Raw genomic sequence first — 24,261 nt, 5'->3', positions numbered from 1 at the left:
GGCGCTCCAACAGTTTCAAAGGGAGCGTTTGATGCCTGTCGATTTGCCTTCGACCTTGTTGTTTCTCGGCCGCCTGTTGCTCGGCGGCGCTTTCGCCTTCGCCGGCCTGCGCAACATCCAGAACGCTGCTTTCCTGACAGGGCTGATGGCCGCGCGCGGCGTGCCGCGGGCGCGGCTGGCGCTATGGGCCGGCATCGTCTTGCAGATCGTTGCCGGTGCTCTGGTGATAGCTGGGCCATGGACCGCGATCGCCTGTGCGGTGCTGGTGGTGTTCCTGGTCGTCGCGACACCGATATTCCACAATTTCTGGGACCATCAGGGCCCGGACCGCGCGGCGCGCATCAACGGCTTCGTCGGCAATGTCGCGCTCGGCGGCGGGTTCCTGACTCTGATCGCTCAATCCGTTTGAAGGCTGAGGTCATGCCGCGAAGCGCAGGCCGCCATCGCAGGTCAGCACCTGGCCGGTCATGAAGCCGTTGGAGACGAGGAAGGCTATCGCCGAGGCGACATCCTCGGCGCGGCCGACGCGGCCGACAGGCGTCTTGCCGGCATATTCGGCAAAGACCGCCTGCCGCTGCTCTTCCGGTAAAAAATCCCACCACGGCGTGTCGATAACGCCAGGCGCCACGACGTTGACGCGCAAGGGCTTCAGTTCGACAGCCAGGATCGGCGCCACGGTCAACAGCATGCCGTTGATGGCGCCGATGCCGGCGATGCCCGGCATGGCGACCTGAGCCGATACCGCCGATATGAAGGTGACCGATCCGGTCTTGCCGAGCGTCGGCAGGGCTGCCTGCAGGCAGGACAGTTGCGGCCGTACCTTCTCCTCGACGCCGCTGCCGATGTCGGCAAGGTCGAGGGTCTCGAACGGGCCGAGGCCCTTGCCGCCGCTCGCCGCCAGAACGAGGTGGTCGAACGGGCCGAGGCGCTCGAAGAACTGACGCACTTCATCCGGCTTCGAAGCATCGAAGGCCGCCTTGTCGGCAGCGCCGCCAAGGCTTTTCCAGGCGCCGGCGAGCTTATCCTGGTTGCGCCCGGTGATCGTCACCTTCATGCCGGGTCCAATCAGCTTGCGCGCGGTTGCCAGGCCGATGCCGGACGAGCCGCCGATGATGACTGTGTGTTCGGCTCTGTTGGTCATGAGTGTTGTTCCTTCGATTTTGAGGAGGCCGGGCCGACAAGGTCGAGGCTCAGGCTCCGCAATTGCTGTCTTGCCCTGGCGTCGTAGGCCTGGGCGTCGGCGCGGGATTCGCGCAGACCGTCGAAATAGAGGCCGCTGCGTCCTGCGAGCGCGGACGAGGTCGCGAGGTTGACGATCGCGTCGGCACCGGTTTCGACCGAACTCCATGGCGTCACGCCCGCCTGCCGGACCATGGTGGTGTTCATGTAGCTCGCCGGATGCAGCGCGTTGACGGTGACGCCGGTGCCTTTCAGCTGTTCCGCCAGATCGACGGTGAACAGGATCTGCGCCAGCTTGCTCTGGCAGTAGGCTCGCACGCCGCCATAGCCGTGGGTCAGCATGACATCGCTAAAGTCGATCGCCTGCTGGCCGGCCGAGGCGACATTGACGATGCGCGCCGGCGCACTCGCCTTCAGCAACGGCAGCAGTTCCGAGGTCAGCAGGAAACCAGCGAGATAGTTGACCGCGAAGCGCAGTTCGTAGCCGTCGGCGCTGACCAGTCTCTTGGCGCTGGCCGTGCCGATGCCGGCATTGTTGATGAGGATGTCGAGCCGGTCCGTCCCGGCGCGGACGGTTTCGGCGAGGCGGCGAACCTCGGCCAGCGAGCCGAGGTCGGCGGCGAAGAACTCGGCTTTGCCGCCGGTTGCCTCGATGTCGGCGACTACCGCCTTGCCGCGCGCCGCGTCACGGCCGTGCAGCAGCACGCGGGCGCCGGCGGCGCCTAGCCTTTGCGCAACGACGCGGCCGACGCCGTCGGTCGAGCCGGTGATGAGGATTGTCTTGTCTTGCAGGTCCATGTCCGGAGCCTCCATTTCGTCGCTCCGAGCCGAAGATGGGACATCCGGCAGGCCTCAAACAGTTCAAACTTTATCCTGGTATCAGTACTGCTATAATAAGTGTCATGGACGCTCCCTCTCATTCCGCTGAAGACAGCCGCCGGCGTGAACTCGGTGCTTTCCTGCGCTCGCGACGCGAGAGGCTGACGCCCTCGGCAACCGGCATCGCGACCGGCCTCAGGCGGCGAACGCCGGGCCTGCGCCGCGAAGAGGTGGCAATGATCGCCGGTGTCGGCACCACCTGGTACACCTGGCTGGAGCAGGGCAGGGACGTGCGACCTTCGGTGGAAGTGCTGACGGCGCTCAGCGAGGCGCTGCGGCTGGACCCGGCTGAGAAGCGGCATTTGTTCACGCTCGCCGGCCGCCAGCAGCCCGAGCGGCGGCGCATTGTGCCGGCGAAGGTCGACGGGCCCTTGCTGCATATGCTGCAGAGCCTGGTGCTGCAGCCCGCCTATGTCGTCGGCCCGCGCTGGGACGTGCTGGCCTGGAATGGCGCGGCTGTTGCCATTTTCGGCGATTACGGCCTGTTGGAGGGGGACGCCCGCAACATCATCCATGGCGTTTTCACCGATCCGCACCGGCGGCATCTGCTGGTCGACTGGGAGCAGGTGGCCCGCGCCACTCTCGCCGCGTTCCGCGCCGAAAGCGCGAAGTATGTCGGTGATCCGGATTTCGAGCGGCTGATCGCGCTGATGATGCGCTCAAGTCCCGAGTTCCGGGAATGGTGGCCGCAGCGCGACGTCGTGCACCGTCTGTCCGGCTTGAAGCACCTGCGCCACCCCACGGCCGGCCCGATGGTGTTCGAGCATATGAGCCTGTCGATCGACGACGGCTCGGACATGAAGCTGATCGTCTACACGCCGCTTGCCGAGCAGAACTCGATCGCCAAGCTGCGCAAGCTGCTCGACGACCTTCCGGCCGAGCGACGCAGCGCCTGAACCATCGCGGCCGGGTCAGCCCTTTGGTCTCAGCCCCTCAAGAAACAACTGCTCCAGAAACCGCGCCGCGTCCTCGAAGCGGCCGTCGCCGCCTCGGTTCGGTCCCAGCACCGCGCGGACCTGGACGTCGAAATCGGCATAGTGCTGCGTCGTCGCCCAGATCGAGAAGATCAGGTGCCAGGGGTCGGTCTTGGCGATCTTGCCGGCACGCATCCAGCCCTTGATGACTGATGCCTTCTCGTCGACCAGCGTCTTCAACTCGCCGGCCAGCAGCGGCATGATGCGCGGAGCGCCTTGCAGGATCTCGTTGGCGAACAGCCGGCTCTCGCGCGGAAAATCGCGCGCCATTTCGAGCTTGCGCCGGATGTAGCTCCTGAGCTCGGTCATGGGATCGCCGATGTCGTCGAGCTCTCGCAACGGCGCCAGCCAGGTGTCGAGCAGGCGCTGCATCAAAGTCTCGTGAATGTCTTCCTTGCGGCGGAAGTAATAGAGCAGGTTCGGCTTCGACATGCCGGCGGCTTCGGCGATCTGGTCTATGGTCGAGCCGCGGAAGCCGTTGGTGGAGAACACCTCGAGTGCGGCCTCCAGGATGATTTCGCGCTTTTCCTGCTGGATGCGGGTGCGGCGGGGGGCCTCCGTGCTGGTGTTCACCTTTGCGGACCCTCGCATTGCCAAATCTCGTGCTCAAGGTCATCTGGACCAATTCTCTGGACCAGTTTTTCCCCGGGCTGTGGAACGCACTTCAGGAGCCGCATTTCCGCTAGTAATCCCTTGACCGCCGACAGGGCGGTGCTAACGTTTGTCCAATCGGTCAAAAATTTGCGTAGCATGAAAACGGCGCAAAGACCAAGCGTTGGACGCACCGAAACAGGTTACAAGGGGAAGTCTTGGTCATGTCCAACCGGCTGAAAGTCACGCCGAACGATCTCAGTGCATTCTGGATGCCGTTCACGGCAAACCGGCAGTTCAAGCAGGCGCCACGCATGTTCGTGTCCGCCAAGGACATGCATTACACGACCAGCGACGGCCGCAAGGTGCTGGACGGCACCGCCGGCCTGTGGTGCGTCAATGCCGGCCACTGCCGGCCCAAGATCACCGAGGCGATCCAGCACCAGGCCGCCGAACTCGATTACGCGCCTGCTTTCCAGATGGGCCATCCCATCGTGTTCGAGCTGGCCAACCGCCTGGTCGACATCGCGCCCAAGGGCATGGACCACGTGTTTTTCACCAATTCCGGTTCGGAATCGGTCGAGACCGCGCTGAAGATGGCGATTGCCTATCACCGGGTGAAGGGCGAGGGATCGCGCACCCGCCTGATTGGCCGCGAGCGCGGCTATCACGGCGTCAATTTCGGCGGCATCTCGGTCGGCGGCATCGTCACCAACCGCAAGATGTTCGGCACGCTGCTCGGCGGCGTCGACCATATGCCGCACACGCATCTGCCGGAGAAGAACGCCTTCTCCAAGGGCGTACCGGAACATGGCGCGGAACTCGCCAACGAGTTGGAACGCATCGTGGCGCTGCATGACGCCTCGACCATCGCCGCAGTCATCGTCGAGCCGGTCGCCGGCTCCACTGGCGTCATCCTGCCGCCCAAGGGCTATCTGCAGAAGCTGCGCGAAATCTGCACCAAGCATGGCATCCTGTTGATCTTCGACGAGGTCATCACCGGTTTCGGCCGCCTCGGCGCGCCGTTCGCGGCGGACTATTTCGGCGTGGTTCCCGATATCATGACCACCGCCAAGGGCGTCTCCAACGGCGTCATCCCGATGGGCGCGGTGTTCGTGAAGAAGGAAATCCACGACGCCTTCATGACCGGCCCCGAGCACATGATCGAGTTCTTCCACGGCTACACCTATTCGGGCAATCCGATCGCCTGTGCGGCCGCACTCGGCACACTCGACACCTACAAGGAAGAAGGTCTGCTTACCCGCGGCGAGGAACTGGCGCCCTATTGGGAAGACGCGCTGCACTCGCTGAAGGGCGAGCCGCATGTCATCGACATCAGGAACATCGGCCTGATCGGCGCGATCGAACTGGCGCCCATTGCCGGCAGCCCGACCAAGCGCGCCTTCTCGGCCTTCGTCAAGGCGTTCGAACGCGGCGCGCTGATTCGCACCACCGGTGATATCATCGCGCTGTCGCCGCCGCTGATCATCACCAAGGGCCAGATCAACGAACTGATCGACCATGTGCGGGAAGTGCTGCGGTCGATAGACTAGACTTGCTTTTATCTGGGCGGGTGGCGATGGGAACCGCCACCCGCCCAGAGCATGAAATGGAAGGACTTTGAATGGCCGCACCCGGCGAGAATCTGCGAATCAATTCAGATCGTTTGTGGGATTCGCTGATGGAGATGGCGAAGATCGGCCCCGGCATTGCCGGCGGCAACAATCGCCAGACCGTGACAGACGAGGATGGCGAGGGCCGGCATCTGTTCAAGCGCTGGTGCGAGGCCGCCGGGCTCGAAATGGGCGTCGACGAGATGGGCACCATGTTTGCCCGCCGCGAAGGCACCGACCCCAGCCTGGCGCCGGTCTATGTCGGCAGCCATCTCGACACGCAGCCGACAGGCGGCAAATATGACGGGGTGCTCGGCGTTCTTGGCGGGCTGGAAGTCGTGCGCTCACTCAACGATCTCGGCATCAAGACGAAACATCCGATCGTCGTCACCAACTGGACCAACGAGGAAGGCTCGCGCTTCGCGCCGGCGATGATGGCGTCGGGCGTGTTCGCCGGTGTGCTCGATCAGGCCGATGTCTATGAGCACACGGACAAGAACGGCAAGAAATTCGGCGAGGAGCTGGAGCGCATAGGCTGGAAGGGCACCGAGAAGGTCGGCGATCGCAAGATCCACGCCTTCTTCGAACTGCATATCGAGCAGGGCCCGATCCTCGAGGACGAAGACATCGACATCGGTGTCGTCACCCATGGCCAGGGCCTGAAATGGCTGCAGGTGACGCTGACCGGCAAGGAGGCCCATACCGGCTCGACGCCGATGCCCAAGCGCCGCAATGCCGGGCTCGGCATGGCTCGTGTGATCGAACTGGTGCATGAGATCGCCATGGACTACCAGCCCGACGCCGTCGGCGCGGTCGGCCACATGGAGGCCTATCCCAACTCGCGCAACATCATCGCCGGCCGCACCGTCTTCACCATCGACATACGCTCGCCGGAGAAGGAAGTGCTGGATGCCATGGACGGCCGCATCCGCGAAGGCATCGACACGATCTGCGAGGCGCTGGATATCCAGTACAAGGTCGAGCAGGTCGGCCATTTCGATCCGGTCACTTTCGATGCCGGCTGCGTGAAGGCCATCCGCGATGCCGCCGAACGGCTTGGCTACACGCACCGCAACATCGTCTCGGGTGCCGGCCATGATGCCTGCTGGATCAACCGCGTCGCGCCGACCGCAATGGTGATGTGCCCCTGCGTCGATGGGCTGAGCCACAACGAGGCCGAGGAGATCACCAAGGAATGGGCCTCGGCCGGCGCCGACGTGCTGTTCCACGCGGTGGTGGAGACGGCTGTCATCGTGGAGTGAGCTTTAGACATCCAGATTCCAAACGCTGCTCACGAAGAAGCGCGAAAAGAACAAGGGAACACGAAAATGACCAAAGTCATCAAGAACGGCACCGTCGTCACCGCTGACCGCAGCTGGAAGGCCGACGTGCTGTTCAGCCACGGCAAGATCGTCGCCATCGGCTCGGACCTGCATGGCGATCATGAGTACGACGCCACCGGTTGCTATGTGATGCCGGGCGGCATCGACCCTCATACCCATCTCGAAATGCCGTTCATGGGCACCTATTCGGCCGACGATTTCGAATCCGGCACGCGTGCGGCCCTTGCCGGCGGCACCACGATGGTGGTCGATTTCTGCCTGCCGGCGCCGCAGCAATCGCTGTTGGAGGCCTTGCAGATGTGGGACAACAAGACCTCCAAGGCGTCGTGCGACTATTCCTTCCACATGGCGATCACCTGGTGGGGCAAGCAGGTGTTCGACGAAATGGCCACCGTCGTCGACAAGGGCATCACCTCGTTCAAGCACTTCATGGCCTACAAGGGCGCACTGATGGTGGATGACGACGAGATGTATGCGTCGTTCCAGCGCTGCGCCGACCTTGGCGCGCTGCCGCTGGTGCATGCCGAGAATGGCGATGTGGTTGCCGCCCTGTCGCAGAAGCTGCTGGCCGCCGGCAACAACGGACCCGAGGGTCACGCCTATTCGCGTCCGCCGGAAGTGGAGGGCGAGGCCACCAACCGCGCCATCATGATCGCCGACATGGCCGGCGTGCCGCTCTATGTCGTGCATGTCTCCTGCGAGCAGAGCCATGAGGCCATCCGCCGGGCGCGCCAGAAAGGCATGCGCGTGTTCGGCGAACCGCTGATCCAGCACCTGACACTGGACGAGAGCGAGTATTTCGACAAGGACTGGGACCATGCCGCGCGGCGCGTGATGAGCCCGCCCTTCCGCAACAGGCTGCACCAGGATTCGTTGTGGGCCGGCTTGCAGGCGGGATCGCTGCAGGTGGTGGCGACCGACCATTGCGCCTTCACCACCAAGCAGAAGCGCTTCGGCGTCGGCGATTTCACCAAGATACCGAACGGCACCGGTGGCCTCGAGGACCGTTTGCCGGTGTTGTGGACCAAGGGCGTCAACACCGGGCGGCTGACGGTGAACGAGTTCGTCGCGGTGACCTCGACCAACATCGCCAAGATCCTCAACATGTATCCCAGGAAGGGCGCCATCGTCGAAGGTGCTGACGCCGACATCATCGTCTGGGATCCGAAGCGCAAGAAGACGATCGCAGCCAAGAAGCAGCAGTCTGTCATCGACTATAACGTCTTCGAAGGCGTCGAGGTGACCGGCCTGCCACGCTTCGTCTTCTCGCGCGGCGAACTGTCGATCGAGGAGACCGAGGTGAAGGCCAAGCCCGGCCATGGCCAGTTCGTCGGGCGCGAGCCGAACGCCGCGGTCAACCGCGCGCTGTCGACGTGGAAGGAAATCACCGCGCCGCGCAAGGTGGAACGCACAGGCATCCCGGCGACGGGGGTTTGAGGTGCGGCGCGGGGGGCTTCTTTTCAGCGCTCTTGTGGTTCTGGCGGCCAGCCAGGCGTCAGCGGCCGGCATCGACCTCAGCAAACCTTATGGCAACAAGTCCGGTTGCATCAACAAGAACGGCCAGCAGGTCTATGCCGAGGAGATGCTGCTCCTGACCAGCGAGGCATTCGTCACGGTGGCCAGTGCTTGCACCTTCACCGAAAAGAAGGTCCAGGCCGACGGGTCGCTGGTGGTGAAGGCCAGTTGCCAGGCGGAAGGCGAGGAGGGCGAGACGCCCGGCCAGTTCACCATCAGGAAGAGCGCCAAGAACGCCAAGAGATTGGTGATCGCCGACGAGGACGGCAACGTCATGGGCGAAGTCTCTCGGTGCAAATGACGGCACGAGCCTTTGCGTCGACCTCAGGCGACCAGCGCATCCAGTTCCGGCAGCAGGACGACGCTTTCCTGTTCGTTGGGATCGGTGCGGGCAATGACGGCCGAAGACGGGGCGTTGCTCAGATTGGCCGGCAAATGCGGCACGCCGGCAGGAATGTAGAAGAGGTCACCGGCCTTGACGACGATGTGGTGCTCGAGCCGGTCGCCATACCAGGTATGGACCTCGCCGGAGAGGACATAGATCGCCGTCTCATGGTTCTCGTGCAGATGCGCCTTGGCGCGGGCGCCGGGCGGCATGGTGAGAACGTGCATGCAGATGCCGGAGGAGCCGACCAATTCCGTGGCAATGCCGGCGAAATAGGTCAAACCCTGCTTGCCTTCATAAGTGCTTTCAGGGCGGATAAGATGGCAAGTGGGTTTGGGCGACATCGGGGAACTCCGGGCGTCGATTTGAGTGGGACAAGACCAATGGGACTGGGCGAGTGGAAAACAACATCGCTATAAAAGCAATCGGAATCCGGACGGCGCCGCAGGGGCGGGAACAGGCAGGCGGCAGCCGATGACCGGAATTTCGCCAGCCGTCGTCGCGGCAAGCAAACTTGGCCTCACCTTCCAGACCAATGACGGACCGGTCCAGGCGCTGTCCAATGTCGACCTGACCATCGGCAAGGGAGAATTCGTCTCCTTTATCGGGCCGTCGGGTTGCGGCAAGACCACGCTGCTGCGCGTCATCGCCGACCTGGAGAAACCGACATCGGGGACGATTTCGGTCAACGGCATGACCGCGGAGCAGGCACGCGAGAAGCGCGCCTATGGCTATGTCTTCCAGGCCGCCGCGCTGTTTCCGTGGCGCACGATCGAACGCAATGTCGCGCTGCCGCTGGAGATCATGGGCCTCTCCAGGGCGGAGCAGGCGGAGCGCATCAAGCGCACGCTCGACCTCGTCAACCTCTCGGGCTTCGAGAAAAAATACCCCTGGCAGCTTTCCGGCGGCATGCAGCAGCGCGCCTCGATCGCGCGTGCGCTCGCCTTCGACGCCGACCTGCTGTTGATGGACGAGCCATTCGGCGCGCTGGACGAGATTGTGCGCGACCATCTCAATGAGCAATTGCTGCAACTGTGGGCGCGCACCAACAAGACCATCTGCTTCGTCACCCACTCCATTCCGGAAGCTGTCTACCTCTCGACGCGCATCGTGGTCATGTCACCGCGCCCGGGGCGTGTCAGCGACGTCATCGAATCGACACTGCCGAAGGAGCGGCCGCTCGACATCCGCGAGACGCCGGAGTTTCTGGCGATCGCGGCCCGCGTGCGCGATGGTCTGCGGGCAGGGCACAGCTATGATGATTGAGGCGGCGAACGACGGGCTCCCTCCTCTCCCCAACGGGGAGAGGGTGGCCGGAGCGAAGCGGAGGTCGGGTGAGGGGGCGGCGCCGACGGATCCGACCAAGAGGAAGGCCGGGGCCACGGAGCGCGCCCGAGAGCTGCGACTTGACGAAACCAAGGCCGAATACCGGCTTTGGGGCGAGTTAAGGGGGCGACATCTCAACGGCTACAAGTTCGTAAGGCAAGTGCCGCTCGGACCGTTCTTCGCCGATTTTCTCTGCCGCGAGAAGAGCTTGATCGTCGAGCTTGACGGCAGCCAACATGCCGAGTCCCTGACTGATGAAAGCAGGACAGCTTGGCTGAACAGCCATGGCTATTCTGTTCTTCGCTTCTGGAATCATGAGGTTCTGGCGGAACGGCGGGCAGTGCTGGATACGATATTGGCGGTGCTTGAGGAGCAGATACACTCCCCCTCACCCGGCCTTCGCTTCGCTCCGGCCACCCTCTCCCCGGTGGGGAGAGGAGAAGGGCCCCGCTAGATGGACTCGTTCCGCGACAAGCTCGTCCCCGTGACGTCGATCCTGTTGGGCGTCGTCGTCCTTTGGTACGTCTTCGCCGTCATCCTCAACACGCCGTTTCAGCGCGACCTTGACCGCCGTGCCAACGCGACCTCCACCTTCAGCGAATTCATCGGCAAGACGCTGTCGCAGCCCAAGCCGACGCTGCCGGCGCCGCATCAGGTGGCGGTGAACTTCTTCGAGAACACTTTTCTGCGGCCCATCAATTCGAACCGCAGCCTCGTCTACAATGCCTGGGTGACGCTGTCGTCGACACTGCTCGGCTTCGCCTTCGGCACCGCGCTCGGCATCATCATCGCGGTGGGCATCGTGCATGTGGCGACGCTCGACCGCAGCCTGATGCCGTGGATCATCGCTTCGCAGACCATTCCGATCCTGGCGGTGGCGCCGATGATCATCGTCGTGCTGGCGGCAATCGGCATCACCGGCCTGATCCCGAAGGCGATGATCTCGACCTATCTGTCGTTCTTCCCTGTGACCGTCGGCATGGTGAAGGGGCTGCGCTCGCCCGAGATCATGCATCTCGACCTGATGCACACCTACAATGCCAGCCGTGCGCAGACCTTCTGGAAATTGCGTGTCCCGGCCTCGGTGCCGTTCCTGTTCACCTCCATGAAGGTGGCGGTGGCGGCAAGCCTGGTCGGCGCCATCGTCGGCGAACTGCCCACCGGTGCGGTCGCCGGCATCGGCGCCAAGCTGCTCGCCGGCGCCTATTACAGCCAGTCCATCGACATCTGGTCGGCGCTGGTCGCGGGTTCCATCGTGGCGGCACTTCTGGTCATGGTGGTCGGCATTGCCGGCCGCCTCGTCGACCGCGCCATGGGCGGGAGGCCGGCATGAACTGGCTGAAACCCTCCTGGCAAGCGGTGCTGGCGATCCTGCTCTGCCTGATCGCGCTCGCCCTCGGCGCGATGTCGAAGCCGGAAGCGGCAGCGCTTGCGGACCCGACAGCGAGCATCAACTATCCCTACCTTGGAACGAAGGGCGTGATGCTCGGCCTGGCGATCGTGGCGGCACTGATCTCGATGATCAGGATTCCGTCGCTTGCGGAGGCCGTCGTGCTGTTTGTCGGCGCCCATCTCGTTGCCTGGCTGCTGATCTCGGGCATCGCGGGGTTCGAAGGCACGGCACTGGCGCCGTATTTCCTGCTGCTCGCGGCCGCCTGGTTGCTTGGCTGGCGCTGCGTGGCGGTGCTGTCCAGCCTTCGTCCGATGAGGGGCTTGGCCCGCAACGCGCTGCGCCTGATCATCCCCGCCATATTCGGCGCCTGGATCCTCATTATCTGGGAAGCGGTGACGCGGGGCGCCGGCATCCCCTTCATCCTGTTGCCGCCGCCCAGCGCCATCGGCGCGCGCATCGCCAGCTCGCTGCCGGTGCTCGGCGCCGATGTCCGGCAGACCATCTTCAAGGCGGTGCTCTTCGGCTATGTCGTCGGCAGCGGCGCCGGTTTCATCACCGCGATCCTCGCCGATCGCGTGCCGTTCCTGCGGCGCGGACTCCTGCCGATCGGCAACATGGTCTCGGCGCTGCCGATCATCGGCGTGGCGCCAATCATGGTCATGTGGTTCGGCTTCGACTGGCAGTCCAAGGCGGCTGTCGTCATCATCATGACCTTCTTCCCGATGCTGGTGAACACGGTCGCCGGCCTGGCCGCCTCAGGCCATATGGAGCGCGACCTGATGCGCACCTATGCGTCGGGCTACTGGCCGACACTGGTCAAGCTCAGGCTGCCGGCAGCGGCCCCCTTCATCTTCAACGCGCTGAAGATCAACTCGACGCTGGCCCTGATCGGCGCCATCGTCGCCGAGTTCTTCGGCACGCCCGTGGTCGGCATGGGCTTCCGCATCTCGACCGAGGTCGGGCGGATGAACATCGACATGGTCTGGGCCGAAATCGCAGTTGCAGCACTTGCGGGTTCGGTCTTTTATGGCGTGGTCGCTCTTGTCGAAAGAGCCGTCACGTTTTGGCATCCCTCTGTCCGTGGTGGATAGGGGCGGTGGGTTTAAGGGCACTAACTTCAGAGGGTAAAAGAATGAAAAAACTGATTATTCCCGTTTTGGCCGGCGCGATGTCGCTGGCCGCGTTCCAGGCAATGGCCGCCGACAAGGTGACGTTGCAGTTGAAATGGGTCACGCAGGCCCAGTTTGCCGGCTACTATGTCGCCAAGGCCAAGGGTTTCTACGAGGCCGAGGGTCTCGACGTCGACATCAAGCCGGGCGGCCCGGACATTGCGCCCGAGCAGGTGATCGCCGGCGGCGGTGCCGACGTCATCGTCGACTGGATGGGCGGGGCACTGGCCGCGCGCGAAAAGGGCGTGCCGCTGGTCAACATTGCCCAGCCGTTCAAGAAGGCCGGCATGGAACTGGTCTGCCCGAAGGACGGTCCGATCAAGACCGAAGCCGACTTCAAGGGCCACACGCTCGGTGTCTGGTTCTTCGGCAACGAATATCCGTTCTACGCCTGGATGAACAAGCTCGGCCTCAAGACCGATGGCGGCCCGGATGGCGTCACGGTCTTGAAGCAAAGCTTCGACGTGCAGCCGCTGATCCAGAAGCAGGCGGATTGCATCTCGGTCATGACCTACAATGAGTACTGGCAGTTGATCGACGCCGGCTACAAGCCGGAACAGCTGACTGTCTTCAACTACTCGGCGATGGGCAACGACCTGCTCGAGGACGGGCTCTATGCCTCGGAAGACAAGCTCAAGGACCCGGCCTTCGAGGACAAGATGGTGCGGTTCGTGCGCGCCTCGATGAAGGGCTGGAAATACGCCGTCGACAACAATGACGAAGCCGCCGGCATCGTCATGGACGGCGGCGGCCAGGACGAGAACCACCAGAAGCGGATGATGAGCGAAGTCGCCAAGCTGATCGACAACGCCGACGGCAAGCTCGACCCGGCGACCTATGAACGCACCGCCAAGGCGCTACTCGACCAGAAGATCATCACCAAGGAGCCGAAAGGCGCCTACACGACCGCCATCACCGACAAGGCGATCAAATAAGGCGATCAAATAATAAGCCTACGGGAGCGTGATCCCGAAAAGATCATGCTCAAACGACAAGATGGAACGGCGCCTCAGAGGCGCCGTTCCTTTATGGTGTTCATGACGAAGCTGGTCTCGATCGAGGCGACGCATTTCAGCCTTGCGATCTTTTCCTTGATGAAGCGCTCATACTGTTCGAGGCTGCCGGTCACCACCTTCAGCACATAGTCGCGCGAACCGGTGACGAGGTGGCACTCCAGCACCTCTTCCCAGCCGCGGATCGCGTCCTCGAACATCACGATCTCGTCCTCGTTCTGCCGGCTGAGCCGGATGGTGGCGATGGCGACCATGCTCCAGCCGAAGGCGGCGGGGTCGACCAGCGTGGTATAGCCCTTGATGACGCCGGTCTCCTCCAGCCGCCGCACGCGCCTGAGGCAAGGCGACGGCGACAGGCCGATGCGCTCGGCAAGCTCGTTGTTGGTGATGCGGGCATCCGCCCGCAATTCCCTGAGAATCCTGAGGTCGAAGTCGTCGGCTATCTTCTGCTGCACTTTCGCTCTCTTGCGGCAATTTGTTGCCGACATGCAGTCATGCGAGCCCAAGAATAGCAAGGACTGGCTGATCGGGATCGCATAAATTGCGACGGAATACCCCTCGAAAGCAGGAAAAGCCATGACCGCGCCGCGCCCGTCGAAAACCCATATCAGCAACCACAAGCTCCATCCGGAGACGCTGATGCTGAGCTACGGCTTCGACCCGCAGCTTTCGGAAGGCGCGGTCAAGCCGCCGGTGTTCCTGACCTCGACCTTCGTGTTCAAATCGGCGGAGGAGGGACGCGACTTCTTCGATTACACGTCCGGCCGCAAGGAGCCACCGAGCGGCACGGCGTCCGGCCTGGTCTATTCGCGCTTCAATCATCCCAACAGCGAGATCGTCGAGGATCGGCTGGCGATCTATGAGGGGACGGATGCGTGCATCCTGTTTTCATCGGGCATGTCGGCGATCGCCATGACGCTGCTCGCCTATGCCCGCCCGGGCGATGTCATCCTGCATTCACAGCCGCTCTATGGCGGCACCGAGACGCTGTTGACGCGCACGCTTTCCGGGTTTGGCATCGGCGCCGTCGGCTTTGCCGACGGTGTCGACGAGAAAGCGGTGCGCGCGGCGGCCGATGCCGCGGTGGCGAAGGGGCGTGTTTCGGTCATTCTGATCGAGACGCCATCGAACCCGACCAACAGCCTGGTCGACATTGCGCTGATCAGGACGATCGCCGACGAGATCGGCGCCAGGCAGGACTCAAGGCCGATCATCGTCTGCGACAACACGCTGCTTGGCCCGGTGTTCCAGCGGCCGATCGAGCACGGCGCCGACGTCTCGGTCTATTCGCTGACCAAATATGTCGGCGGCCATTCCGACCTGATCGCGGGCGCCGCCATGGGCAGCAAGGCGGTCACCAAGCCGATCAAGGCGCTGCGCGGGGCGATCGGCACGCAGCTCGACCCGCATTCCTGCTGGATGCTCGGCCGTTCGCTGGAGACGCTGTCGATCCGCATGGAGCGGGCCAACGACAATGCGCGCCTGGTCGCCGAATTCCTGCGCGATCACGCCAAGGTTGCAAAGGTGCATTATCTGCCGTTCCTGGGCGAGGATACGCCGGCTGGCCGCACTTACAGGGCGCAATGCAGCGGCGCCGGCTCGACCTTCTCCTTCGACATCAAGGGCGGTGAGAAGGCGGCTTTCGCCTTCCTCAATGCCCTGCAGATATTCAAGCTGGCGGTAAGCCTCGGCGGCACGGAGTCGCTCGCCAGCCACCCGGCGGCGATGACCCACTCCGGCATTCCCTTCGACGTGCGCCAGCGCATCGGCGTGCTCGAGACCACGGTCAGGCTGTCGATCGGCGTCGAACATCCGGACGATCTGATCGCCGATCTGACGCAGGCGCTGGCGGCGGTCTGACGGCGCTCTCTCGTGGCTGGAAAGGGTGAGCGATCGCCCCTTTGCTGCTTTCCCGGTCACAAAACCGTGTGCAGGGAAACATTGGGCCGCCCAGCCGTTTCGGTTGAGGCATGCGCGCGACGGGGAGCCGCGACGCATGCGACAGCCACGGAGGTCCTTAATGCGCACACATTCCATCCTGCCGGTACTTTCGGCGTTGGCCATTTCGACCGCTTTCGTCTTCGCGTCCCCGGCCATGGCCGAGGTGGTGAAGTACAAGGCGACGCTCGATGGCAGCCAACAGAGCCCGCCCGTAACCACCAAGGGCAAGGGCACCGCCACGCTCACATTCGACACCACCAAGAAGAAGCTCAGCTGGAACGTGAAATATTCCGGCCTTAGCGGACCGGCGACGGCAGCGCATATTCACGGCCCGGCGGCGATGGGTGCGAATGCCGCTCCCGTCATCCCGTTCAAAGGCAAGCTCAAGAGCCCGATCAAGGGATCCGCAACGCTGACGGACGCACAGGCGGCCGACCTGGCGGCCGGCAACTATTATGTCAACGTCCACACCGCCGCCAACAAGGACGGCGAGATCCGCGGCCAGATCGAGGCAGCGAAGTAGCGCAAGCGTTTCGAAAAAGGGGCTGATAACCGCCCCTTTTTTGAATCACGCCTTGTCGCGGATCTGCGTCAGCGTGCGAGTCGGCGTGATTGCTTCCGGATCGAGCCTGATTTCGACGATCGCCGGCTTGCCGCTGGCGCGGGCTCGCTCGAAGGCGGGCGCGAAATCCGCTGTCCTCTCGACCGTCTCGCCATGGCCGCCATAGGCACGGGCCAGCGACGCGAAATCGGGGTTCTTGAGGCCGGTGGCGACGACACGGCCGGGATATTCGCGCTCCTGGTGCATGCGTATCGTGCCGTAGATGCCGTTGTTGACGACGATGACGACGATCGGCAGGTCATACTGCACGGCGGTGGCGAACTCCTGGCCGTTCATCAGGAAGCAGCCGTCGCCGGCAAAGGCGACCACGGTACGCTCCGGGAATAGCGCCTTGGCGGCGACCGCGGCCGGGGTGCCATAGCCCATCGAGCCCGATGTCGGCGCGGCTTGCGTGCCGAAGCGGCGGGAGCGGTGGAAGCGATGCACCCAGGTGGCGTAGTTGCCGGCGCCGTTGGTTAGGATGGCGTCGTCGGGAAGTACCTTCTCCAGATAATTCATGATCGGCCCCATCTGGACCGGGCCGGGGCCGGTTTCCGGTGGTGTCGACCAGTCGAGATAGGCGGCATGCAGTTTCGCCGGCTCGTCCTCCCATCCTGGTGTCGCAGCCGGTCTGCGCTTGACGAAAGCCTCGACGAAAGCCGAGGGCGATGCGTTGATCGCCAGCGTCGGCCGGTAGACGCGGCCGAGTTCGCCGGCATCGGCGTGAACATGGACCAGCGCCTGGTCGGGGTAGGGGCTTTTCAGCAGCGTATAGTCGGAAGACGGCATTTCGCCCATGCGGCCGCCGATGAGCAGCACGAGGTCGGCCTGCTTGATGGCGTTGGCCAGTTTCGGATTGATGCCGATGCCGACGTCGCCTGCATAGTTCGGGTGCAGATGGTCGAACAGCATCTGGCGTCGGAAAGAACAGCCGACCGGCAGCGACCATGTCTCGGATATGGCGCGCATGTGCGCCACGGATTCCTCATTCCAGCGCGTGCCGCCGAGGATGACGAATGGGCGCTTGGCGCCGTTGAGCAGCATCTCCAGCGCGTCGAGTTCGGCCTCGCCGGGATAGGTCTCGACCGGCGTGTGGGGAAGTGCGTCCGGCGCCTCGACCACGCTGGTCAGCATGTCCTCGGGCAACGAGATGACCACCGGGCCGGGACGCCCCGATGTCGCCACGGCGAAGGCGCGGGTGACGAATTCCGGGATGCGCGAGGCGTCGTCGATCTCGACCACCCATTTGGCGATGTCGCCGAAGAACCTGACATAGTCCACCTCCTGGAAAGCCTCGCGCTCCTTGGCGTGGCTGGCGACCTGGCCGATGAACAGGATGAGCGGAACCGAATCCTGCATGGCGATGTGGATACCGGCGGACGCATTGGTCGCGCCGGGGCCGCGGGTGACGAAGCAGATGCCGGGCTTGCCGGTCAGCCTGCCCTGGCAGTCCGCCATCATCGCGGCGCCACCTTCCTGGCGGCAGACGATGGTGCGGATCGCCGAGTCGTGCAGAGCGTCGAGCACCGCGAGATAGGATTCGCCCGGCACGCAGAAGATGCGGTCGGTGCCGTTCGCTTCCAGCGCTTCGACGATCAGTTGTCCACCGGTCTTCATTTGCCTGATCTCTCCAGCTCAGCAAGGATTTCGTCGGTATGTTCGCCTAGGCGCGGCGAAGGGCGTTCATAGAGCAGCGGTGTGCCCGACATCACCATCGGCGCGCGCACGGAAGGCAGACGGTTGCCATGGCCGTCGTCGAGGTCGAGCCGCATGCCGCGCGCGATCGTCTGCGGGTCGGCGAACATCTGGCCGATCGTGTTGATCGGGCTCGCCGGCACGCCTGCGGCTTCGAGCTTTGCCAGCAGCGGATCGCGATCAAGGATGCTCAGCGCCTCGATGATGCGCGCGCGCAGCTTGACCCGGTTGGCGACCCGGGCGGGGTTGGTAGCGAAGTCGGGATTGGCGGGCAGATCGTCCAGCCCGACGGCGGCGCAGAATTTTTGGAACTGACCGTCATTGCCGACCGCCAGGATGATGTGGCCGTCACGGACCGGCACCACCTCGTAAGGCGCGATGTTCATATGCGCATTGCCCATCTGCACCGGCGACTTGCCGGAGACGAGATAGTTGAGGTTCTGATTTCCGAGCGCCGAGATCTGCGTGTCGAACAGCGCCATATCGATGTGCTGGCCTTGGCCGGTCTGGTCGGCGTGCCGCAGCGCGGCCTGGATGGCGACGACCGAATAGAGACCGGTGAATATGTCCGAGATGGCGACGCCGGCCTTTTGCGGCTCACGGCCGGGCTCGCCGGTGATCGACATCATGCCGGCCATGGCCTGGATGATGAAGTCGTAGCCCGCGCGTGGCGCATACGGACCGTCCTGGCCGAACCCGGTGATCGAGCAATAGACGAGGCGGGGGTTGATCTGGCGCAGGCTGTCATAGTCGAGCCCGTATTTCCTGAGCCCGCCGAGCTTGAAATTCTCGATCAGCACATCCGATGTGGCGACCAGCCGGCGGATGGTTTCCGCACCCTCAGGCGTCGAAAAGTCGATGGCGATGGAGCGCTTGCCGCGATTGCAGGAATGGTAATAGGCGGCCGACAGGTTCTCGCCGTCATGGCTCATGACGAAGGGCGGACCCCATTTGCGGGTGTCATCGCCGCCGTCAGGGCTTTCAACCTTGATGACATCGGCGCCGAGATCGGCAAGCAACTGTCCAGCCCAGGGGCCGGCCAGGATGCGGGCGAGTTCGATGACGCGGACGCCTTTCAGCGGGGGTTCAGCCATAAATCACCATGATTGCCGCAATCACCGTGATTGCTGCGAAAGCAGAGGCTCTACCAAGCCCGGCAAGGGCTGTCACGGCCCTTGCAATAGGCCAATCCGTCACGCCTTCAGGGTACCGTCGGCCCAAGCGGCGAAATCGTCCATGATGATGTCGCGGTTCACCTCGTTCAGGCTTTCGTGGCGGGTGTCGGCGTAAACCTTTGAAACGAGATTCGAAAAGCCCATCCTGAGCATGCGGTTGGCAAGGTGGGTGATGCCCTTGCCGTAGTCCGAAGCGGGGTCTTTCTCGCCGCCAACGATGGCGACCGGAAGGTCGCGCCGCACGCTCGTGAACCCTGCATCCTTGCCGCCGTTCATCGCCATGGAGACCACATCGTGCCACATCGACACCGAGGCGTCCCAGCCGCACAGCGGATCGGCGATGTATTTCGCCACCTCCGCCTCGTCGCGTGACAACCAGTCGAACGGCGTGCGGTGGTTGGGCACCGCCTTGCCCCAGGCCTGGAAGGTGAGTTTCGGCAGCAGGCGCGATGGAACGTCGGAGCCCAGCCGCATCCGTTCCCAGGCAAGGATGCCGAGCGCTACCTGCCCAAGCCGCCCTTGCGAGAAATTGCCGTTCCAGATCGCGGCGGCATGGACACGCGGCGAGTGGCTCAAAAGGTAGTTCAGCGCTATCGACGCGCCCATCGAATGACCGAAAAGGATGACCGGCAGATCAGGGCATTCGCTGGCGATCAGGTCATGGATGGCATCGACGTCGGCGATCACCTTGGCCGGGCCATCCTTGTCGGCGAATTTGCCGAGCGGCGCGTCGGGCGCCTTGGTCGCGCCATGGCCGCGATGGTCATGGACATAGGCGTGGAAGCCGCGCGCGGCCAGGAAGTCGGCGAACCCGGCATAGCGCGCGGCGTGTTCGGCAAGCCCATGATTGATCTGGACGACGGCACGTGCCCGGCCATCGGCATGCCTGACGAGGAGATTGAGATCGGCGCCGGTCGATGAGCGGACCATGCGTTGTTGACTGAAAGGCATGGCCGCCTGCTCTCTCCCCATTTATCGTTGTTGGTTTTGTTTGCGCCGGCGTCGCTTTCGCGTCAATCCACAGCAACTGCTTTTACGCGACGATGTTTCTTGCGTTCGGCCAGCAAAACATCGCAATTCTGACATGGAGACAGCTTCAGTCTGTCGCCCACTTTCTTCAGCCGGGGATTCTCATGCGCATTGGTGTTGTTTTCGGATTGGCCATGCTGGCGATATCGCTGGCCGGCGCGGCGCATGCCGACGTCAAGATGAGCGGCACTTTCGTCGCCGACGCTGCCTGTCCCGCAACGCAGGCCATCAAGAACAGCAAGAATCCCGGCAATGTCTCGACCGATGCCGGACAGAGCTACCAGCTGCTGGCCGGCAACAAGGACGCGCCGACACATTATCTGATCCTGGTGCCGGGCGCCGATCCGGAGCGCCGCTGGGTGAAGGTCAGTTGCGGCCATCTGTCGGGCAGCAGTGCCGCGACGGTGCCGGCCGCACCTGGCGGACAAGGCAAGTCCGCCGCCTCGGGCAAGCCCGAATATGTCTTCGCGCTGAGCTGGCAGCCGGCTTTTTGCGAGACCAAGTCGAACAAGACCGAATGCAAGGCGCAGAACCCGAACGAATTCGATGCCACCAATTTCACCTTGCACGGCCTGTGGCCGCAGCCGGCCGGCAATTTCTATTGCCAGGTGGCGGCCAACGACAAGGCCAACGACAATCCGGCTCACTGGAAGGACCTGCCGCCGGTCAATCTGGACGCCGGCATCCGCAAGGAGCTCGACCAGGTGATGCCGGGTACGGCCTCCCAGCTGGAGCGGCATGAGTGGATCAAGCACGGCACCTGCTACGGCAAGAGCCAGCAGGAGTATTTTGCGGATGCGCTCGGCCTGATGCGGGAGGTCAACGGCTCGCCGGTGCGCGATCTCTTCGTCAAGAACATTGGCGGCAAACTGACGGCGGACCAGATCCGTGGCGCCTTCGACACCGCGTTCGGCGCGGGGGCGGGGGACCGCGTGCGGGTGTCCTGCGTCATCGATCCCACGAGCGGCCGGCGGCTGATCGGCGAACTGACGCTTGGCCTTGCCGGCCCGATCGGCCCGAACGCTTCGCTCAAGGATCTGCTGCTGGCCTCGGTGCCGACCAACAAGGCCGGTTGCCCAACCGGCACTGTCGACGCGATCGGGTTCCAGTAAGCACGCGCCCGAACGGCGTCGACTGCCCGTTAAGCACTGCGCTGAAATGGCTGGCGATCGCGTTGACGGCGGTCTCGACGCTGACGAGCATTCGGCGCCAGAGAAAATCCCAGACCGGCGCTAGAATTGCCCTGACTTGGTCCAAGCGACCGCCATTTCGGCCTCAGGGCCGCCTGGCTCGCCGACGACGCGATCACGCCCGGTCGACTTCGCCTTGTAGAGGCGTTGGTCGGCGAGCGCGAACAGATCGGCAAGGCAGCGGGTCGTTTCGCTGACGGTTGAAACGCCGGCGCTGACGGTCAGCTCGAAGCGGCTGGTGACGGCCGATGCCTTGACCGCGTAGCGGATGCTTTCGCCAAACAGCCTGGCGACCGAATGCGGGCGCGAACTCAGGACGGCGAATTCCTCGCCGCCGATCCGGAACACCTGGTCTTCGGCGCTGGCCACTTCGCGAAGCAGGGTCGCAACCGCCTTCAGCACCTTGTCGCCCTCGGCATGGCCGAAACGGTCGTTGATCGACTTGAAATGGTCGACATCGATGATCAGCAGGCTGAGCGGCCTCGCCGTGCGCAGGCTGATCTCGACCGCGGCTTCCCCGTCAGCGTCGAAGCGGCCGCGATGCAGCAGGCCGGTCAGGCCGTCACGGCCGACATGCTCGACCAGTGCTTCGTAGCGCTCGCGGTATGTCAGCGTTTGGAAAATATCCGTCAGTCCGCGCGGCAGCGGAATGTCGCGCTCCTCGAACCATCTGAGGTAAGCCACGAGCATGCCGCTGAAGGCCAGGGCGGCGGCCATCTTGGCGAACCAGCCGCCGAAGAAGACATCGATCGGCGCGCCGGCAACGAAATGCAGCGCGGTGAAGAAACCCGCCTGGTCGAAGGTCAGCACGCAGGCGACGCAAATCAGGATGCGCGCGAACTGCGTCTGGCGCAGATACCGGCCAAGCTTTTCATAGATCAGGATGATCAGGATGGCGTCGATGAACAGCAGCGTCGTGCCCCACACCATCAGCCAGCCCATCTCGTCGATGAAGCCGATGTCGGGCAGACGGCCGTCAGGCAGCGGCGCGATGGCGTGCAGGCGCAAGAGCAGCACCAGCCCGATCATCAGCGCATTGCCGAGCAGGAGGCCGTAGATCGGCTGGCGTACGGTGGCCGCGTCCTCCTTTATGTAGAGCAGGAGGAGCATCACCAGCTTGCCCGAAAACAGCACCGCCGAGCCCGGCGAAACCATGCCGAATGGCAAGGCGACATAAAAGACGCTGGCGAGATAGGTTTCAAGGAAGTGCATGACGCCGAGCGCGCAGACGAAGACGCCCAGACCAATGCGCTTCCTGAAGCGAAAAAGCGTCACCATGACGCTGAAGTAGACGATCGCTTCGGCAAGGAGCAGGAAACTGTTCAACAATGCCGTCGATCCGCTCTCTTTCCAGGAATCGCCGTAAGCCAGCGATTCCACCCCGATCCTGTTTTGACGCGGAAGGGTTAACCGGAGCTTTCAGCGGCTTCGTTGCCGATGGAAAACTTCAGGGAGGCGGCACACACTTGTCCGTGTGGTCGGCTTGATCTGGCAAAAGCGATTGCCGTTCGCCGCCGCATCGCCTACATAGCGGCCAACCTCCATTCAAATCGACAATTCAGTCAGTTTCAGGGAAGCGCGCGTGGCACGCCAGTTCATCTATCACATGTCCGGCCTGTCGAAGGCCTATGGCACCAAGAAGGTGCTCGATAACGTTCATCTGTCCTTCTACCCGGACGCCAAGATCGGCATTCTCGGGCCGAACGGCTCGGGTAAGTCGACGATCCTGCGCATCATGGCCGGGCTCGACAAGGAGTTCCAGGGCGAGGCATGGCTGGCCGAAGGCGCCACCGTCGGCTACCTGGCGCAGGAGCCGCATCTCGACAACTCCAAGACCGTGCGCGAAAACGTCATGGACGGCGTCGGCAGGAAGACCGCCATCATCGAGCGCTACAACGAGCTGATGATGAACTATTCCGACGAGACGGCGGACGAGTCCGCCAAGCTCCAGGACGAAATGGACCGGCTCAACCTTTGGGATCTCGACCAGCAGGTCGAGATGGCGATGGACGCGCTGCAATGCCCGCCGCCTGATTCCGAAGTCACCAGCCTGTCTGGCGGCGAGCGTCGCCGCGTGGCGCTCTGCCGGCTGCTTCTTGAACAGCCCGACCTGCTGCTGCTCGACGAACCGACCAACCATCTCGACGCCGAGACCACGGCGTGGCTCGAAAAGCACCTGCGCGACTATCCGGGCTCGGTGCTGATCATCACCCACGACCGCTACTTCCTCGACAATGTCACCGGCTGGATCCTCGAACTCGACCGCGGCCGCGGCATTCCCTACGAGGGCAACTACACCAGATATCTCGACGCCAAGGCCAAGCGCCTGATCCAGGAAGGGCGCGAGGACGACGCTCGTCAGAAGTCGATCTGGCGCGAGCGCGAATGGATCCAGTCGAGCCCGAAGGCGCGCCAGACCAAGTCGAAGGCGCGTATCAAGGCCTATGAGGAACTGGTCGAGCAGTCGCAGAACCGCAAGCCGACCGACACGCAGATCGTTATTCCCTCGAGCGAGCGTCTCGGCAATGTGGTCATCGAGGTCGAAGGCCTCAACAAGGGCTTTGGCGACGAGCTTCTGATCGAGAACCTGTCGTTCCGGCTGCCGCCGGGCGGCATCGTCGGCGTCATCGGCCCGAACGGCGCCGGCAAGACGACGCTGTTCAAGATCTTCACCGGCCAGGAGAAGCCGGATGCGGGCACCGTGCGTATCGGCGAGACGGTCAAGCTGGGCTATGTCGACCAAAGCCGCGATGCACTGGATGGGAACAAGACCGTGTGGGAAGAAATCTCCGGCGGCGCCGAAATCATCAAGCTCGGCAAGCACGAGATCAACAGTCGCGCCTATTGCTCGTCCTTCAATTTCCGTGGCGGCGACCAGCAGCAGAAGGTCGGCAACCTCTCCGGCGGCCAGCGCAACCGCGTGCATCTGGCCAAGATGCTGAAGAATGGCGGCAATGTCCTGCTGCTCGACGAACCGACCAACGACCTCGACACCGAAACGCTGGGAGCGCTGGAAGACGCGCTCGAAGCCTATGCCGGCTGCGCCGTCATCATCAGCCACGATCGCATGTTCCTCGACCGCATGGCGACCCACATGCTGGCCTTCGAAGGCGATGCGCATGTCGAGTGGTTCGAAGGCAATTTCGAGGAATATGAGAAGGACAAGCTGCGGCGCCTGGGCGCCGAAGCGGCGGCCCCTCACCGCATGACGCACAAGCGGCTGACGCGGTAGGGGACCAAGGGGGCGGCG

Annotated in this window: 24 protein-coding genes; 15 read left to right on the top strand and 9 right to left on the bottom strand. The window is 63.5% G+C overall.

The genetic code is table 11. The annotated features are described in order from the left end of the window. The first annotated feature begins 31 nt into the window (after positions 1–31). The gene (locus AC1VON_RS25830; RefSeq protein ID WP_483125313.1) at positions 32–409 is read left to right on the top strand and encodes a DoxX family protein; all 378 of its coding nucleotides are present in this window, start codon (positions 32–34) and stop codon (positions 407–409) included. A gap of 9 nt (positions 410–418) precedes the next feature. Here the strand turns inward: AC1VON_RS25830 and AC1VON_RS25825 are convergent, their stop codons facing one another. Further along, on the bottom strand, positions 419–1,141 hold the full coding sequence (locus tag AC1VON_RS25825; RefSeq protein ID WP_483125312.1) for an SDR family oxidoreductase: 723 nt from the start codon (positions 1,139–1,141) through the stop codon (positions 419–421). Continuing rightward, the gene (locus AC1VON_RS25820; protein WP_483125311.1) at positions 1,138–1,977 is read right to left on the bottom strand and encodes an SDR family NAD(P)-dependent oxidoreductase; all 840 of its coding nucleotides are present in this window, start codon (positions 1,975–1,977) and stop codon (positions 1,138–1,140) included. The genes AC1VON_RS25825 and AC1VON_RS25820 overlap by 4 nt, the downstream gene beginning before the upstream one ends. Before the next feature lie 104 nt (positions 1,978–2,081). Here AC1VON_RS25820 and AC1VON_RS25815 point away from each other — a divergent pair, with 104 nt between their 5' ends. Beyond that, positions 2,082–2,954 carry a helix-turn-helix transcriptional regulator gene (locus AC1VON_RS25815; protein WP_483125310.1) on the top strand — a complete coding sequence of 291 codons (873 nt, stop codon included), beginning with the start codon at positions 2,082–2,084 and terminating at the stop codon, positions 2,952–2,954. 15 nt (positions 2,955–2,969) lie between these two features. Here AC1VON_RS25815 and AC1VON_RS25810 read toward each other — a convergent pair whose 3' ends face one another. Further along, a complete protein-coding gene (locus AC1VON_RS25810; RefSeq protein WP_172349766.1) occupies positions 2,970–3,623 on the bottom strand; it encodes a TetR family transcriptional regulator C-terminal domain-containing protein in 654 nt (217 codons plus the stop codon). Between the two features lie 224 nt (positions 3,624–3,847). Here AC1VON_RS25810 and aptA point away from each other — a divergent pair, with 224 nt between their 5' ends. The 4 genes from aptA (at position 3,848) to AC1VON_RS25790 (ending at position 8,395) form a co-directional block, all read left to right on the top strand. Then, the gene (aptA, locus tag AC1VON_RS25805; protein ID WP_140775746.1) at positions 3,848–5,176 is read left to right on the top strand and encodes an omega-aminotransferase AptA; all 1,329 of its coding nucleotides are present in this window, start codon (positions 3,848–3,850) and stop codon (positions 5,174–5,176) included. 71 nt (positions 5,177–5,247) lie between these two features. Next, positions 5,248–6,498 (top strand): Zn-dependent hydrolase, encoded by a 1,251-nt coding sequence (locus AC1VON_RS25800; protein ID WP_172349767.1) that lies wholly within the window; start codon positions 5,248–5,250, stop codon positions 6,496–6,498. A 66-nt stretch (positions 6,499–6,564) separates the two neighbouring features. Further along, entirely contained in the window at positions 6,565–8,016 is a 1,452-nt protein-coding gene (hydA, locus tag AC1VON_RS25795) for a dihydropyrimidinase (RefSeq protein ID WP_483125309.1), read from the top strand. A 1-nt stretch (position 8,017) separates the two neighbouring features. Further along, a complete protein-coding gene (locus tag AC1VON_RS25790) occupies positions 8,018–8,395 on the top strand; it encodes a hypothetical protein (protein WP_483125308.1) in 378 nt (125 codons plus the stop codon). 23 nt (positions 8,396–8,418) lie between these two features. Here AC1VON_RS25790 and AC1VON_RS25785 read toward each other — a convergent pair whose 3' ends face one another. Next, complete coding sequence (locus AC1VON_RS25785; RefSeq protein WP_483125307.1) at positions 8,419–8,823, bottom strand: cupin domain-containing protein; 405 nt, start codon at positions 8,821–8,823, stop codon at positions 8,419–8,421. Between the two features lie 130 nt (positions 8,824–8,953). On the opposite strand from AC1VON_RS25785, the gene AC1VON_RS25780 reads away from it, so the two are divergent. The 5 genes from AC1VON_RS25780 to AC1VON_RS25760 are packed head-to-tail and all read left to right on the top strand — an operon-like array spanning position 8,954 to position 13,302. Then, complete coding sequence (locus AC1VON_RS25780) at positions 8,954–9,745, top strand: ABC transporter ATP-binding protein (protein ID WP_483125306.1); 792 nt, start codon at positions 8,954–8,956, stop codon at positions 9,743–9,745. Continuing rightward, positions 9,711–10,259 carry an endonuclease domain-containing protein gene (locus AC1VON_RS25775; protein WP_483125305.1) on the top strand — a complete coding sequence of 183 codons (549 nt, stop codon included), beginning with the start codon at positions 9,711–9,713 and terminating at the stop codon, positions 10,257–10,259. The genes AC1VON_RS25780 and AC1VON_RS25775 overlap by 35 nt, the downstream gene beginning before the upstream one ends. After that, the gene (locus AC1VON_RS25770) at positions 10,260–11,138 is read left to right on the top strand and encodes an ABC transporter permease (protein WP_483125304.1); all 879 of its coding nucleotides are present in this window, start codon (positions 10,260–10,262) and stop codon (positions 11,136–11,138) included. Then, positions 11,135–12,289, top strand: coding sequence for an ABC transporter permease (locus tag AC1VON_RS25765; RefSeq protein ID WP_483125303.1), 1,155 nt, complete (start codon positions 11,135–11,137; stop codon positions 12,287–12,289). Before AC1VON_RS25770 ends, AC1VON_RS25765 begins: the two co-directional genes overlap by 4 nt. A gap of 41 nt (positions 12,290–12,330) precedes the next feature. Continuing rightward, complete coding sequence (locus AC1VON_RS25760) at positions 12,331–13,302, top strand: ABC transporter substrate-binding protein (RefSeq protein ID WP_056571965.1); 972 nt, start codon at positions 12,331–12,333, stop codon at positions 13,300–13,302. 74 nt (positions 13,303–13,376) lie between these two features. Here AC1VON_RS25760 and AC1VON_RS25755 read toward each other — a convergent pair whose 3' ends face one another. Further along, complete coding sequence (locus AC1VON_RS25755) at positions 13,377–13,835, bottom strand: Lrp/AsnC family transcriptional regulator (protein WP_096447534.1); 459 nt, start codon at positions 13,833–13,835, stop codon at positions 13,377–13,379. A 121-nt stretch (positions 13,836–13,956) separates the two neighbouring features. Between AC1VON_RS25755 and AC1VON_RS25750 the strand changes: the two genes are divergently transcribed. Both AC1VON_RS25750 and AC1VON_RS25745 read left to right on the top strand, forming a co-directional pair. Then, positions 13,957–15,240 (top strand): cystathionine gamma-synthase family protein, encoded by a 1,284-nt coding sequence (locus AC1VON_RS25750; protein WP_483125302.1) that lies wholly within the window; start codon positions 13,957–13,959, stop codon positions 15,238–15,240. A 160-nt stretch (positions 15,241–15,400) separates the two neighbouring features. After that, a complete protein-coding gene (locus AC1VON_RS25745) occupies positions 15,401–15,844 on the top strand; it encodes a CHRD domain-containing protein (protein WP_172349772.1) in 444 nt (147 codons plus the stop codon). A gap of 45 nt (positions 15,845–15,889) precedes the next feature. Here AC1VON_RS25745 and AC1VON_RS25740 read toward each other — a convergent pair whose 3' ends face one another. The 3 genes from AC1VON_RS25740 to AC1VON_RS25730 form a co-directional block, all read right to left on the bottom strand. Further along, positions 15,890–17,539, bottom strand: coding sequence for a thiamine pyrophosphate-binding protein (locus tag AC1VON_RS25740; RefSeq protein ID WP_172349773.1), 1,650 nt, complete (start codon positions 17,537–17,539; stop codon positions 15,890–15,892). Further along, on the bottom strand, positions 17,536–18,711 hold the full coding sequence (locus tag AC1VON_RS25735; RefSeq protein ID WP_172349774.1) for a CaiB/BaiF CoA transferase family protein: 1,176 nt from the start codon (positions 18,709–18,711) through the stop codon (positions 17,536–17,538). Before AC1VON_RS25735 ends, AC1VON_RS25740 begins: the two co-directional genes overlap by 4 nt. Before the next feature lie 99 nt (positions 18,712–18,810). Next, positions 18,811–19,743: an alpha/beta fold hydrolase gene (locus AC1VON_RS25730; RefSeq protein ID WP_172349775.1), complete on the bottom strand. Its 933-nt coding sequence runs from the start codon at positions 19,741–19,743 to the stop codon at positions 18,811–18,813. Between the two features lie 182 nt (positions 19,744–19,925). On the opposite strand from AC1VON_RS25730, the gene AC1VON_RS25725 reads away from it, so the two are divergent. After that, entirely contained in the window at positions 19,926–20,933 is a 1,008-nt protein-coding gene (locus AC1VON_RS25725) for a ribonuclease T2 family protein (RefSeq protein ID WP_483125301.1), read from the top strand. A gap of 120 nt (positions 20,934–21,053) precedes the next feature. Here AC1VON_RS25725 and AC1VON_RS25720 read toward each other — a convergent pair whose 3' ends face one another. Next, complete coding sequence (locus AC1VON_RS25720) at positions 21,054–22,340, bottom strand: GGDEF domain-containing protein (protein ID WP_483126381.1); 1,287 nt, start codon at positions 22,338–22,340, stop codon at positions 21,054–21,056. A 253-nt stretch (positions 22,341–22,593) separates the two neighbouring features. Between AC1VON_RS25720 and ettA the strand changes: the two genes are divergently transcribed. After that, positions 22,594–24,243: an energy-dependent translational throttle protein EttA gene (gene ettA, locus AC1VON_RS25715; protein WP_172349778.1), complete on the top strand. Its 1,650-nt coding sequence runs from the start codon at positions 22,594–22,596 to the stop codon at positions 24,241–24,243. Positions 24,244–24,261 lie beyond the last annotated feature (18 nt).

The organism is Mesorhizobium sp. HAY1-8B (genome assembly GCF_056868045.1).
This window is presented reverse-complemented; position numbering and strand designations above follow the sequence as displayed.

What these genes read in the sequence shown, in the direction of transcription:
- AC1VON_RS25810 (WP_172349766.1), bottom strand. Translation starts at nt 3,623, where the DNA reads ATGCGAGGGTCCGCAAAGGTGAACACCAGCACGGAGGCCCCCCGCCGC.
- AC1VON_RS25725 (WP_483125301.1), top strand. Translation starts at nt 19,926, where the DNA reads ATGCGCATTGGTGTTGTTTTCGGATTGGCCATGCTGGCGATATCGCTG.
- AC1VON_RS25770 (WP_483125304.1), top strand. Translation starts at nt 10,260, where the DNA reads ATGGACTCGTTCCGCGACAAGCTCGTCCCCGTGACGTCGATCCTGTTG.
- aptA (WP_140775746.1), top strand. Translation starts at nt 3,848, where the DNA reads ATGTCCAACCGGCTGAAAGTCACGCCGAACGATCTCAGTGCATTCTGG.
- hydA (WP_483125309.1), top strand. Translation starts at nt 6,565, where the DNA reads ATGACCAAAGTCATCAAGAACGGCACCGTCGTCACCGCTGACCGCAGC.
- AC1VON_RS25745 (WP_172349772.1), top strand. Translation starts at nt 15,401, where the DNA reads ATGCGCACACATTCCATCCTGCCGGTACTTTCGGCGTTGGCCATTTCG.
- AC1VON_RS25730 (WP_172349775.1), bottom strand. Translation starts at nt 19,743, where the DNA reads ATGCCTTTCAGTCAACAACGCATGGTCCGCTCATCGACCGGCGCCGAT.
- AC1VON_RS25800 (WP_172349767.1), top strand. Translation starts at nt 5,248, where the DNA reads ATGGCCGCACCCGGCGAGAATCTGCGAATCAATTCAGATCGTTTGTGG.
- AC1VON_RS25780 (WP_483125306.1), top strand. Translation starts at nt 8,954, where the DNA reads ATGACCGGAATTTCGCCAGCCGTCGTCGCGGCAAGCAAACTTGGCCTC.
- AC1VON_RS25760 (WP_056571965.1), top strand. Translation starts at nt 12,331, where the DNA reads ATGAAAAAACTGATTATTCCCGTTTTGGCCGGCGCGATGTCGCTGGCC.
- AC1VON_RS25740 (WP_172349773.1), bottom strand. Translation starts at nt 17,539, where the DNA reads ATGAAGACCGGTGGACAACTGATCGTCGAAGCGCTGGAAGCGAACGGC.
- AC1VON_RS25775 (WP_483125305.1), top strand. Translation starts at nt 9,711, where the DNA reads ATGGTCTGCGGGCAGGGCACAGCTATGATGATTGAGGCGGCGAACGAC.
- AC1VON_RS25750 (WP_483125302.1), top strand. Translation starts at nt 13,957, where the DNA reads ATGACCGCGCCGCGCCCGTCGAAAACCCATATCAGCAACCACAAGCTC.
- AC1VON_RS25765 (WP_483125303.1), top strand. Translation starts at nt 11,135, where the DNA reads ATGAACTGGCTGAAACCCTCCTGGCAAGCGGTGCTGGCGATCCTGCTC.
- AC1VON_RS25820 (WP_483125311.1), bottom strand. Translation starts at nt 1,977, where the DNA reads ATGGACCTGCAAGACAAGACAATCCTCATCACCGGCTCGACCGACGGC.
- AC1VON_RS25815 (WP_483125310.1), top strand. Translation starts at nt 2,082, where the DNA reads ATGGACGCTCCCTCTCATTCCGCTGAAGACAGCCGCCGGCGTGAACTC.
- AC1VON_RS25825 (WP_483125312.1), bottom strand. Translation starts at nt 1,141, where the DNA reads ATGACCAACAGAGCCGAACACACAGTCATCATCGGCGGCTCGTCCGGC.
- AC1VON_RS25735 (WP_172349774.1), bottom strand. Translation starts at nt 18,711, where the DNA reads ATGGCTGAACCCCCGCTGAAAGGCGTCCGCGTCATCGAACTCGCCCGC.
- AC1VON_RS25830 (WP_483125313.1), top strand. Translation starts at nt 32, where the DNA reads ATGCCTGTCGATTTGCCTTCGACCTTGTTGTTTCTCGGCCGCCTGTTG.
- AC1VON_RS25785 (WP_483125307.1), bottom strand. Translation starts at nt 8,823, where the DNA reads ATGTCGCCCAAACCCACTTGCCATCTTATCCGCCCTGAAAGCACTTAT.